This window comes from Flammeovirgaceae bacterium SG7u.111 (genome assembly GCA_034044135.1).
Taxonomy (GTDB): domain Bacteria; phylum Bacteroidota; class Bacteroidia; order Cytophagales; family Flammeovirgaceae.
In genome coordinates this window covers 2,112,374-2,125,363 of sequence record CP139021.1, presented here as the reverse complement: position 1 = coordinate 2,125,363, position 12,990 = coordinate 2,112,374, and the positions used below count along the sequence as shown (strand labels likewise).

General features: G+C 40.4%; 10 protein-coding genes and 1 tRNA gene. 8 read left to right on the top strand and 3 right to left on the bottom strand.

Translation table 11 applies throughout. The features are described from left to right. Window positions 1-3 precede the first annotated feature (3 nt). The 6 genes from R9C00_08350 (at window position 4) to R9C00_08325 (ending at window position 7,461) form a co-directional block, all read left to right on the top strand. A complete protein-coding gene (locus R9C00_08350; GenBank protein WPO37457.1) occupies window positions 4-720 on the top strand; it encodes a methyltransferase domain-containing protein in 717 nt (238 codons plus the stop codon). Window positions 721-836: 116 nt separating this feature from the next. Beyond that, window positions 837-1,070 (top strand): hypothetical protein, encoded by a 234-nt coding sequence (locus tag R9C00_08345; GenBank protein WPO37456.1) that lies wholly within the window; start codon window positions 837-839, stop codon window positions 1,068-1,070. A gap of 315 nt (window positions 1,071-1,385) precedes the next feature. Continuing rightward, window positions 1,386-3,800: an ABC transporter permease gene (locus R9C00_08340; GenBank protein ID WPO37455.1), complete on the top strand. Its 2,415-nt coding sequence runs from the start codon at window positions 1,386-1,388 to the stop codon at window positions 3,798-3,800. 331 nt (window positions 3,801-4,131) lie between these two features. Further along, on the top strand, window positions 4,132-5,766 hold the full coding sequence (locus R9C00_08335) for a S8 family serine peptidase (protein ID WPO37454.1): 1,635 nt from the start codon (window positions 4,132-4,134) through the stop codon (window positions 5,764-5,766). Between the two features lie 92 nt (window positions 5,767-5,858). After that, window positions 5,859-6,089 (top strand): hypothetical protein, encoded by a 231-nt coding sequence (locus R9C00_08330; protein ID WPO37453.1) that lies wholly within the window; start codon window positions 5,859-5,861, stop codon window positions 6,087-6,089. 199 nt (window positions 6,090-6,288) lie between these two features. Beyond that, the gene (locus R9C00_08325; protein ID WPO37452.1) at window positions 6,289-7,461 is read left to right on the top strand and encodes a hypothetical protein; all 1,173 of its coding nucleotides are present in this window, start codon (window positions 6,289-6,291) and stop codon (window positions 7,459-7,461) included. 112 nt (window positions 7,462-7,573) lie between these two features. Here the strand turns inward: R9C00_08325 and tig are convergent, their stop codons facing one another. Continuing rightward, window positions 7,574-9,004 (bottom strand): trigger factor, encoded by a 1,431-nt coding sequence (gene tig / locus R9C00_08320; GenBank protein WPO37451.1) that lies wholly within the window; start codon window positions 9,002-9,004, stop codon window positions 7,574-7,576. A gap of 122 nt (window positions 9,005-9,126) precedes the next feature. Then, window positions 9,127-9,212, bottom strand: a tRNA-Leu gene (locus tag R9C00_08315). Between the two features lie 170 nt (window positions 9,213-9,382). Between R9C00_08315 and R9C00_08310 the strand changes: the two genes are divergently transcribed. After that, window positions 9,383-10,663 carry a DUF2851 family protein gene (locus tag R9C00_08310; GenBank protein ID WPO37450.1) on the top strand — a complete coding sequence of 427 codons (1,281 nt, stop codon included), beginning with the start codon at window positions 9,383-9,385 and terminating at the stop codon, window positions 10,661-10,663. 72 nt (window positions 10,664-10,735) lie between these two features. Continuing rightward, window positions 10,736-12,235: a sulfatase gene (locus tag R9C00_08305; protein ID WPO37449.1), complete on the top strand. Its 1,500-nt coding sequence runs from the start codon at window positions 10,736-10,738 to the stop codon at window positions 12,233-12,235. 20 nt (window positions 12,236-12,255) lie between these two features. Here R9C00_08305 and R9C00_08300 read toward each other — a convergent pair whose 3' ends face one another. Then, complete coding sequence (locus R9C00_08300) at window positions 12,256-12,963, bottom strand: hypothetical protein (protein ID WPO37448.1); 708 nt, start codon at window positions 12,961-12,963, stop codon at window positions 12,256-12,258. Window positions 12,964-12,990: the final 27 nt, after the last annotated feature.

The following is a 12,990-nucleotide window of genomic DNA, read 5'->3' as shown; positions in this document are numbered from 1 at the left end:
GAAATGGCAGAAAAGCACCCTGACGTGCACGGCAAGGCACTTTACGATTATTATAAAGGGAAAACAGGCGGTGAGCTGATGATAAAAACTTCTTACGATGAAGTGGAGGAAATGCCTCCAGAAGTTTTTTTTAGAGATTTTGACGACTTTCCAGAAATAGAAGTTCATGCATTGCAACTTTGTAAAGGCAAGGTGCTTGACGTAGGGGCAGGTACTGGTGACCACTCGCTGCTTTTGCAAGAATGGGGTAAAGAAACCATTCCCTTGGAAATATCACCTAACTGTGTAAAGTTAATGCATGAACGTAACATAGAGCATGTGGAACAAGGTGATATTTTTAGTTATTCAAAGGGGAAATTTGATAGCATTTTACTTTTGATGAACGGAGTAGGATTGGCAGGCGATACCGATGGCTTCATTAAGCTATTGAGCAAGTTCGACGAACTACTTTTGCCTGATGGACAAGTCATATTTGACAGTAGCGATATTTCCTACTTGTACGAAGATGGATTGCCCAAACCTAAAGACCGTTATTTCGGAGAAGTTTCCTATCAGTATTACTACACAACCCCAACGGAAAGCATAGAAGGCGAATGGTTCGACTGGTTGTATCTCGATAAAGTGATGCTCCTTAAACTAGCTACCGATGCAGGCTGGAAAGCGGATTTTGTATTCGAAAATGATCAAGACCATTTCTTGGTAAAACTTGAGAAAGGGTAGCCAGTTTTTTTCACCTATTCCCGCTTAAAGTTTACATGCGTGACTTATCCGAGAATTCGAGAAAAAAATCTCAATAAGTATTAAGACCTTAGTCAAAACGAAGAAATCTTAATACTATGAGAGCTATCAACTTTAACCAACTTCCATTAGAAACAAGAAAATCCCTCCTTTTCCCTAAGGCAAAACTCATGTCTGCAAGCCAAAATGAGACCTATAGAATAGCCTTTTTCGAATTTAAAGGGGAAATATGCGAGGTATGCTACGATTTAGTATCCGAGCAAGTGGAAGATATAAGGTTATTGTCAGACAAAGTACTTGACTCGAATATATTAGGGCTTATTTCTGAGTAAGAAAACCCAAAAAAGGGGTAGCTCGCTCCACATAAATCCAATTGAACACCACAAGGCGTTACGTAGTAAAACAACCTTGTGGTGTTTTTTTTATTTTTCATTTTTCTCATTTCCCTCTAAACATTACATCAATTTTTCCCAATAAAAGACTTTTTCCCTCACCAATACTCTTTCCCACAATCGGACACTTGTGTGCCCCTGAGAACAATTCAAATTTGGCAACTCCCTTCTCTACTCAAGCAAACACACTCTTAATCAACTCCTTACACAACTGGCATCTTCTTTGGATTTTAGCTTTCCAAACCCATCGAAATTATGCTGCTCAACTTCCTCAAAATCATCTACAGAAACATGTCGAGGGATAAGTCTTTTACGGCGATCAACCTCTTTGGCTTGGCGCTAGGCATATCCGCTTTTCTCTATATTGCCCTATTCGTGAAGCACGAAAAATCAGTTGATAATTTTCATAAGGAAAAATCACAAATTTTTCGCTTGCGCACCCAACTCAAGTGGAACGACTTCGATGAAGAGTTCCCTCAAACACCTCCGGGCGTAGGCACCACCATCCGAGATATTTTCCCTGAGGTAGAAAAACTGACTAGAGTACGACCTTTTCATCAACGGATAGTCAAAATTGATGAGGAAGTATTTAAGGAAGAGCATGCAATGGGGGCTGATAGTGCCTTTTTGGATATCTTCAATTTCGAGGTATTAGAAGGGAATAAACAAACACTTCTTACCCAACCCAATACGGTAGTGTTGACAGAGAGCTATGCAAAAAAATATTTTAGGAATGAAAAGCCTTTAAACCAATTAATAGACATTGAAGACGTGCCCCATAAGGTTACGGGTGTATTGGAAGACCCTCCTGCCAACAGCCACATCCAATACAGCATGCTCATTTCCAACCAGGGGGATGAAACTTTGGGTTTCTTTGAGTGGAGCTGGATTTGGTGCAACTTGGTTACCTATGCAAAACTCACAAAAGGAGCCGACCCAGCTGCATTAGAAGCCAAATTCCCCGAAATGGTAATGACGCATGCGGGTAATACCATTAAGCGACTCACCAGCGGTACGGTTGAAAGTTTCTTTGAACAAGGCAACAAAATTGGCTTCTCACTTGAGCCTTTAGAAGACGTATATTATAGCTCGCAAAACAATTTAGGTCCTATTGGCAATGAAACCTATCTGAATATATTTATGCTGGTAGGTATATTTATTTTACTACTAGCAGGCATCAACTATGTCAATTTATCTACAGCCAAATCGATGAAGCGCTCTATGGAAGTAGGTATTCGTAAAGTGATGGGCTCAAGCAGGGCAAGTCTTATAGGGCAGTTCTTGGCAGAAGCGGTGGTTTACTGTTTTTTATCTACGATCATCGTATTTTTCATGAGCGAATTCTTGGGAAATTATCTAGCTGACAATCTCGATATCCGCTGGGATATGAGGCTTATTGATAATCCTTGGATGTTCGCATTGGCCGTAGCAATAGCATTGCTTTTGGGTACTATTTCTGGGATTTACCCCGCAGTTTACCTCTCTAGTTTCAAACCACTGAGAGTTCTTAAAGGAGGGCAAACTGCCAAGCAAAAAAGCGTTTTCAGAAATACATTAGTGGTGATGCAATTCATGATCTCTTTTGGACTGATCATTTTGACCTTCTCGGTCAATAGACAAATCCACCACATGCGTACCATGGATATTGGCATTGATACCGACAACACCCTCGTGATCAGGAATATGGAGCATTTGGGTATTAATAGAGATAGTTTTAAAGAAACATTAAAATCAATGTCAGGGGTGAAGTCTGCTGGTTTTTCTTCTTCTTACCCCTCCAATGGAGGGCGTGGGGAGATCATCAGAAAGATGACTGCACAAGAAGATGATTTACTTCTTTCCATCATTGAAGTAGAACCTGAATACCTTGAAACCTACAATATAAAGGTAATAGAGGGGCAAGCATTTAATGAGCTAGATAAGCAAAGCCAAACCCCAAAGGTATTGATCAATGAAACAGCGGTTAAATCTTTAGGATACGAAAATCCAATTGGTCAAAAAATCATAGCCCTAGACGACGAAAGAGAAGTAGAAATAGCAGGCATTGTAAAAAATTTCAACCACGAATCTGTCAAGTTTGATATTACCCCATTGATGATCAGGCCGTACTTTGAAGAAAAGCCTGCTATAGGAGTCAACTTCCTTTCGGTAAAAGTTTCTCCAAGCAATATCCAAGAAACACTGGAAAGTATAAAAAAAGCATGGCAAGTAAGAGAAACAGGAATCCCCTTTGAATATTTTTTCTGCAACGAGGCTATTGACCAAGCTCTCCGCCAAGAAAGAGGATTTTCAAAATTACTCGATACCTTCTCTGTCATTTCCATCGTTATTGCCTGCCTTGGACTAGCCGGATTGGCAATGTACACTGCCGAGCAAAAGACAAAATCTATAGGTATCCGAAAAGTTCTTGGCGCTACTGTTTCTAATATTTTGGTGCTATTATCCAAAGGCTATGCGAGGCTATTGTTGCTAGCATTCGTACTTGTAGCACCAATTTCCTATTGGGCAATAGATAGCTGGCTGGGGAATTTTGCCAACAAAATAGAATTAGGTTGGTGGCACTTTGCCTTACCAGGCTTGCTTCTATGCCTCGTTGCCTTAGTGGCTGTGAGTGCCCAAACTTTAAAAGCAGCCTTGGCAAAACCGGTAGATTCCCTAAGAAACGAATAAACAAAGAGTACTATACTTATATTCAACAACTTACCCCATACTAAACCCGTTTAGGTATCGTTTTTGAATTGTATTTACTTCCTTGTGAAAGCAAACCAGCAAACTAACTTGTCGAAAAAAGCGACATAAAGACATCAAAGAAATACCAATAAAGTACCATTGACTAAACACAAAGCCACGCAAGAGCGTGGCTTTTTTTGTAATTTTGAATGAAGAATTATGTACAAATATTATATTCTTCACACTCTGCTACCAACCAATTCCCAATTTCCCTTGCCTCTTCTAAAGAACCAAGTCAAATAGCACAATTACATTTATAGAAAAATTAGAAATGAGGTTAGACGAAGTCAAAAATTCAGTAGGAATATATAAACAGATGAGAGGCATTTTGCTCCTGATTATGTTGATTGCCCCTACCCTTTTGGCAGCGCAAAAAGGCACGTACTTGATTTCGTTTACCGATAAGCTTAGCTCTCCCTTTTCTATTACCCAACCCAATGAATTCCTTTCGGAAAAAGCTTTGCAGCGAAGAGCTAAACAAGGCATTGAAATAGACGAAAGTGATTTGCCCGTAAATTCCTCCTACATTGACGGCCTAAAAAGACAGGGAGCTGAAATACTGTATACAAGCAAATGGTTAAATGCGGCTGTAATTAAATCAGAGCAATCCGCACTGGCTGATATATTAGCCCTACCTTTTGTCACTATCACCAATTTATCTTCTGGCACGCTCAGCCCGCAATCTGATGATGAAGAATTTGTCCCAGCAACTGACTATGGAAGATCCTTTCGTCAGCTGAGCATATTGGATATCGACCTGATGCACACGGTAGGGTTTCGCGGAGAAGGCATTGACATTGCCGTATTCGATGGGGGATTTATGGGAGCTGATACTATTCCAGCTTTCCAGCACCTTAACATCCTTTCTGTCTATGATTTTGTTGGGAGGGATCATGAGATTTTTGCTCATTCAGACCATGGCACGCTTGTGTTATCTACTTTAGCGTCACAGTTTCCCAACCAGCTTATTGGTTCAGCTTATAATGCTAACTACCACCTTCTTCGCACCGAAAACTCTTCCACCGAAGAGCGTTTAGAGGAGTTTTGCTGGCTGGTAGCAGCCGAATATGCTGACAGCGCTGGTGTAGATATTATAAACTCATCTGTAAGCTATAGTGATTTTGCCAGCCCAATTGACAGTTACGAGCAATCTCAAATGGATGGGAAAACCACACTTGTGACCCAAGCAGCAAATTGGGCGTTTAGCAAAGGGATGTTCATTGTAGCAAGCGTAGGAAACGAAGGGCAAAACGGGGACCTGCCTTCCATAGGCGCCCCTGCAGATTCACCCAGCGTGTTGGCTGTTGGATCCATCAGGTTCGATGGTCTCATTAGCCCTTTTAGCTCCCAAGGTCCATCTGCCGATGGCAGGATAAAACCCGACGTTGTTGCACTTGGGAACGGAACGGTAGTATCGAGAAGCAATGGCAGCGTTTCCACTGCAAATGGCACTTCTTATTCTGCCCCTTTGGTCACTGGATTGGTCGCTGGAATTTGGCAAGCCTTGCCCCAGCTAAGCAATGCAGAGCTTCTCGAACTTATCCGAAAATCTGCTTCAGATTATGATAGACCAGATAATATCTATGGGTATGGAATCCCTTCATTTGAATATTTTCTCAACAATTATAACTTGCTAGACGAAGCATATTTTGAAGGTGTGCAATTTGGGCTTTACCCCAACCCTTTCTCCAATAAGTTTACCTTGTATTCTGATAAGTTTTTGCCCGAAGAGCACGTACGCCTAACACTTTTTGGCCTGAGTGGGAAAGTAGTAGTGGAAATGAACAATGAATGGGAAAACTTTCAAAGTAGTTTTCAGATTAAAAATCTCCAAAATGGGCTGTACATCGGAAAGTTTAGCACTAGCAAACACCAAGTGGTTTTCAAAATCAGGAAGCTGAATTGAAAAAGGTTTCGAGTTTCGGATTATATCTTATTGCGTAAGTCTGTTCGTTTATCTATTTTTGTCAACAGTATAAATAACTCCAAAAGAGACCTATGAAAAATAATATCATAAAAACAGCTTTAATTCTAGCATTACCCATCTTACTTAGCTCATGCTTTGGGCAACACAACAACGCTCCTAATGAAGGTGTGAATTTAGACAGCGAAAGAATTTATGGTGTGAAAGGTGGCGAGCCAAGACAGCTTCAGCTTACTTACCCAGACGATGACGGTACACAAGCAATGAGAGCTATCAAAATAAGGGAAAAATTATACCCTAGATAGGTTTTATAATTCTGAAAATATTCAAATCCCCTGCGCTGTAAAAAGTGTGGGGGATTTTTTTTGTAATTGAATTATACTCTTTGATAAAGCCTCATTTTTCATCTAAACAGTACCTAACAGCAATATTAAAAAATTTGGAGTTTTACTATTGTACACTACTTTCGTATCAAAACCTTGCGTTTCAAAAAAATAATGGACTATGAATAGTTTAAAAAAAATATCTATTATCCTAATTGGAGTTATATGCATTTTTTGTTCTTCATGCTTTACATCAGACCACAACCCTCAATGGCTCAAAAAAAGAGACTTCAACTCTTATTCAAAGCTTCTCACAAGCTATTTCAAAAAACTAGGGGCAACCCCTGATATCATAGAACATGAACTCCCCTCTCACTTTAATGCCTTTGAAAATGCCCAAAAAGCCTTTTCGGATAAAAATATTGAAATACTCTACTCTACTGACCCTGTTACAATGAGAGGCTCTTCTGAAGTATTTTCAACCTTTAATGTTATTGGAGTGAAAGAGAAAGAAAAGACAAAGCTATATTATTGCTCAGTTTCTCATGATGACACACATACACTCCCTCCTCTTTTGTTGTCTTTTAAAGACTACGAAATATCTGTTCAAAACATACAACAAGAATTGCCTCTACTACTAGATAAGATGCTCCCTTTCGAACTGCAAACCCAAATACTCTATTACTTTGCTTTTAAAGAAATCAATGATAAATCCTCTGTAAGAGATTTAAAATTCAGGTTGTCCAATTTTTCAAATGAAAACAATAAAGGTTTAATCATAAACATATTAGCTTCAATACTTGAGGAACCGAACCTAACGTCAAAAGACTCATTAAATGTCTACGCACACTTAGCCCAACAATTTGAAGTACATACTCCAGAGCACTCAAAGTACAATTCGTTAGCATTTCAAGCTGGAAAAAGGATCTTTGAAAAAGATAGTGGCAATATTAACGGATTTAAAGAGTACTTGAGACAACTATCAGCTAGTAACGACACTACATCCTTTACCCAATACTCACAATTATTTTATGACAAATATAACCAAGACCCAAATGCCCTGATTTTCTTGGCATCATTAAACAAAGTTCAATATGATTTCTTCTCTCCAATTGGAGTTAAATATTTAATGGAAGCCTACGATAAGAAAGAAGACTTAACAGTGTTGGGTGAAATATTATTTAGTAAAAGAAATATAGCTGATAAATCAATGATCTTAAAATATGAAACTGAAGTTCTCACTAAGTATAAAGATAGCCTGACGCTCTGCTCAGGTTCACAAGATAAGTATTGCTTAACTTATGAAGGTTTAGGAGGGACGGGGACTTACACTGTACCCATTCAAAAGAAATAGAAGCCTTTATTCCTGAGAAAAGGATATTTGCAGACAAAAAAAGGTCACGCTAAGCGTGACCCTTCGATCTATATATACAAGGAGAGCAAGCAACTCATCTCTCCGGCTTTGCTTATTCAGCAGCGTTTTCTTCGCTTGCTTCTTCAGTTTCTGCCGCCGCCTCTGCTGCTTCAGATTCCTTTTTCATCTTTTCCTCAGCCTCTTTGTTCTTCTCAGCTATGATCTCGTTGAGTTTCTCTAGCGTTAAAGTTTCAGGCTCTATCGTTACTTTTTCAGTGATTTGCTCTAGCAACTTGCCCACTAGCAAATCAGACTCTTTTTGTCTGAAAACAGCACCGTTGTCACCAAATAAGTAGCTCTGCGTGTATTGCTGCAACTGCTCTTGGCTCAAAGGCATGCCGTAGTTGGCAAATTGGCTTTGGATTTCAGACTGAGCATATTGAACCACTTCCATTTGCTCCACTTTCACCTCAAAATCACGAGATAGTTTCTGAGTAATGGTTTGCCATTTTACACCAGCCAAGAAGTCGTCCCACTCCTCTACCATTTTCTCTTCAGTAAACTTCTCACCCGCACTATCTTTATAATAATCCTTCAACAACTCATCAGGCATTTCGAAATCAATTTTAGCCATGATCTCGTCTTTGATGGCATCGTTGTTCAACCACTTAATACCGTTGCCGTTGTTTTTCTCCAAGATATCTTTGATCTCAGCTTTGAACTCTTCCTCAGTCTCTACTTTAGTCTCTGGACCAAGTACTTTCTGGAAAAACTCTTTATCCATTTCAGCGTCTTTGCTTCTAGAGATTTCCAAAACCTTAATTTCGAATTCTCCTTTAAGCGCAGCTGCTTCCTCTTCTTCCACACCCAACAAAAGCTTAACAGTTTTGTCTTCAGGGAAAGCTGTTCTCAAATCAAATTTGTAAACCTCTTCTTTCTTCAAGCCTAAGAAACCAGCTTTAGCATCTTCTGCAACTTGGTTGAGTGGCAACAATGTTTCTTTAGAGAAATCGCCTTCTACTTCGTCAACCTGTACTTTCACAAAGTCACCTTCTTCAATAGCCTCACCCTCACTCATGTTAGGGTAATTCTTTTTCACGTCAGCGATGGTTTTTTCAACATCTGCATCTGTGATCTCCAAACCAAAGCCTTTAACTTTGAAACTTTCGTCCAAAGTCAATTCAAATTCAGGTTCGAAGAAAAGGTTGAATTTGAAATCAAACTCAGTTCCGTTCACTATCTGCTCTTGCTCCAATGGCTGAGAAACCATTTTAGGGAAGAAAACCAATTTCAAATCATTTTCTTCAATAGCCTTAGAAAGTGAGCTTTGAAGGGTCTCTTGTACCACATCAATCTTCACTTGAGTACCATACATTTTCTTCACAAGACCGAAAGGTACTTTTCCAGGACGGAAACCTTTCATCTGAACCTTTTTGCTATGTTCCTTGAGGGTCTTGTTAAACTCGGGCAAGTAATCCTCTTCATTGATGGTAAGAAGCAATTCACCAGAGTTCTTCTCTTTTTTATCTATTTGTACTTTCAAGGCGAAAATAATTTTGAAATGAACAATGAAAAAACACTAACATTTTGCAAGTGCATTAAAGTAGCAAAGCTTTTATACAAAAAATTCTCAACCTGGTAGCGGTTGAGAATTTTGTTTGTACTTGGTGCGGATGGAGGGAGTCGAACCCCCACGCCTTAGCGGCGCTAGATCCTAAGTCTAGTGCGTCTACCAATTCCGCCACATCCGCGCTTTGGGAGTGCAAATATAAGTAGCTTTTGCTTATATTCAATAGTTGTATAAAAAATAAAACAAGAATATTTTTTACCCTCTGATAATCAAAGACTTATTTTTTAGATTTTTTCAACAACATACCGTAAATTGGTATTTCTGAATACTTACCATCCAAAACTTGTCTTTATGAAAGAGGATTTTTTACATTATATATGGCAATTCCAATACTTTGAGAAAGGAGGTTTGAAACTCGACTCAGGAGAAAAGCTCAACATTTTGAAACCAGGGTTTAAAAACAGTGATGCTGGACCAGATTTCAAAGAAGCTAAAATTATCATTGGAGAAGTAGAATGGGCCGGGCATGTAGAAATCCACCTCAGCTCTTCGGACTGGAAAGCCCACCGTCATGAGCAAGACCCGGCTTACAATAATGTAATCCTCCATGTAGTTTGGAAAAATAATGCCGAAGCAATTCGGGAGGATGGCACTCCCATCCCAACCCTCTCCCTCGAAAAACTTACCGACCCCACTCTTTTGTACCGCTATGAGTATTTGATAAACCAAGCCGACACCATATTATGTAGCGATAGGCTGAAAGAGGTAAAGCCCATTAGCCGCTTGGCTATGTACGACAAAGCCTTTGCCTCAAGGTTAGAAGAAAAATCAGCTTTTGTATTCCAATTGCTCAGCGAAAATGAGCAGAACTGGGAAGAAAGTGCCTATCAGCTTTTAGCCCAGAACTTTGGTTTCAAAGTAAACAACCAAGCATTTTTACATTTGGCAAAAGCCCTTCCCCTCAAAATCCTAAGAAAACACGCTGACAGCCTCGCCCAAATGGAAGCTCTGGTGTTCGGGCAGGCGGGATTTTTGGATACTGAACCCACAGATGAATACCAGCAAGCTCTGCAAAAAGAATATCGTTTCTTAGCGCATAAATATAGGCTAGGCTCAAAAAAAATAGACAAAGTGGAGTGGAAATTCGCTAGGCTTCGTCCTGCCAACTCCCCTACTCTCCGGCTGGCACAATTTGCCGCACTGCTCCAAAAGGAAATCTCGATCTGTTCGCGGTTGATTTTCTCTGGAGGACTGGGCAAGCTGGAAAAAGCCTTTGAAGCAGAAGCTTCCGCCTATTGGAAAACCCATTATAATTTTGGTAAGAAGGGCCAAAAGTCATTTGCCAAACTGGGAAAAGGCAGCAGGGATATTCTGATCATCAACACGGTCATTCCCGTGCTGGAAGCCTATGCTGCTTTCAAAGACCAAGCCCAGTATCACGAAAGAGCCGTGGAGTTTTTGGAAAGATTAAAACCAGAAAACAACAAGATCACCAGAGAATGGAAAGCACTAGGCATTGAAATAAAATCTGCTTACGATTCCCAAGCCCTTTTGGGGCTGTACCGCTCCTTTTGCGAACAAAAAAAATGTCTATCCTGCAATATAGGGGTAGAAATACTTGGAAAGAAGTAGACGCATATGCTTTTTCCAAACTATCTTTAACGCTGGTATACTACCTTTTTTCTCAAACTTCACAAGTTAAAAATGAAAAGAACTACCTACAGGTTACTCACCCTCATCTGCTTTTTACTTTCCCAATGCGCAGGCAAGCAACAGTATTCTGCACAAAAGGAGAAACAAAAACCTAATGTGCTATTTATAGCGGTGGACGACCTCCGCACCGAACTGAACTGCTATGGCAGCACTCACATGAAAACCCCTAATTTTGATAGGCTGGCGAATATGTCCACCTTATTTGAACAAGCTTATTGCCAACAAGCCGTGTGCGCGCCCTCTCGGAATAGCCTAATGACAGGAATGAGGCCAGATGCCCTCGGTATCTACGACCTTTATACCTACTTCCGCAAGAAAAACCCCGATGTGATCACCTTACCCCAACATTTTAAGCAAAATGGATATCTCACCGAGCGAGTAGGAAAAATATACCATACAGGGCATGGAAATAGTGACGATGCCCCATCTTGGTCGAAACCTGCTAAAAAGCTAGGGTTGCCCGAAAAAATAAACCGAGACGATACTGTGGGGCTTGAAAGGGACTTCCCTTCCATTGATGGCAAAAAGCTGCCTTACCATGTGAGTTTAGCTCCTGAAAAGAACATGTCAGATGCTATCTCTGCCGATTATGCCGTAAAGCGACTGGCAGAGCTGAAAGACACCACCTTCTTTTTTGCACTTGGCTTTGTGAAGCCACACTTGCCTTTTGTTGCCCCCAAGAAGTATTGGGACCTGTACGATCCTTCAGAAATTGAAATCCCGAAAAGAGAAGTGCCCCAAGCAATGCCCGAAGTTGCCCTGCACCAGTTTGGGGAGCTAAGAAAATACCATGGAATTCCTGCAAAAGACACACTGGACGATGAAACATCTAGAAATCTTATCCATGGATATTATGCTTCGGTGAGCATGATAGACGCCCAACTTGGAAAAGTATTGGACGCGCTAGAAGCAAATGGTTTGGAGGAGAACACGATCATTGTACTTTGGGGCGACCACGGGTGGAAACTTGGCGAATATGGAGGCTGGTGCAAACACACCAACTTTGAGCTGGACACACATGTTCCCCTCATGATTTATGATCCTAGAAACCCCAAAGGGCAATCGACCCAATCATTGGCAGAATTTGTAGATATCTACCCGACCCTGTGCGATTTGGCAGGACTTGAAAAGCCAAACCAGCTAGAAGGGCAAAGCCTACTGCCCATCCTCAACAACCCCGAGGTGGAGGTGAACAAAGTTGCAATTTCGCAATACCCAAGAGGCAAAAACCTTGGGTACGATAGAAAAAATGAGCTTATGGGCTACAGCATGAGGTACAAAAACTACCGGTTTACGAGGTGGCAAAAATACGAAGACCCCTCTGATGTAGTTGCCTTAGAACTCTACGACCATAGCAACGGTTCAGATATTGCCTCGGCAAACCTTGCCGATGACCCTGCCTATAAACAGACAGTGGAAGAGCTAAACAAATTACTGAGCGAAGAGCTTGGGAAATACGCCCTTTTGAGACCAGACAAAGAATTGAAGTAATTTATGGTTCAAGACCTAATTCAGCGATTGAGGTATTCAAATAGTTGAACTAGGTCTTTTTCCTTTTTTGTACCTAGTTTGTTTTGTTTCATATACTTGTCAAGCTCTTTTTCCCCTGTCAGCTCTTCCAAAAAGGCACCATCTTTTTTCCTGTTATTCGTCAGTTGAAATACCTTCCCTTCTTTTGCAACGTAAAATTCATCGTATTTGAGAATTTCGTTATCCCTACTCCCTACATCTATGCCCTCTACATAAGTAGGCTTTTTTATCTTCGTCTTCCTCATACTCAGCAAACTAACATCTCCCGAAACCAGCACTTTGTAGAAACCTAATAGTTTTGTACCCTCGAACTCATAATCTTCTGCATTTACAAAACTTTCACTTTGCTGATATTGGAAATGCAGCCACTCATAACTCTTTACGGCATTTCCTTTAAGGATCTTTATTTTTTCATCTACTTTTATTTCAAATAGCTTGTTCTCCAAATCGTACCTCACCGGATAGTTCTTAATATCTTGACCATTCCGAAGATGGATAACAGCACTTTGCCATTCCGTTTCGTAGAAAAAATCGCCCTTGGTTTCGGGAGGTGGCAGTTTCCTTCCTATCATCATATCAGAAGGAGTCAGTATCTTGTTCTCTATGGTTTCAATTGCCGAGGTGATCTGCGGGAAAGCATCAAACCACAAGCTTATTGCAATCAAAAAAAGTGAAAGTTCTTTTTTCATAGCTTTGAAAATAAAAGAGACCACCTA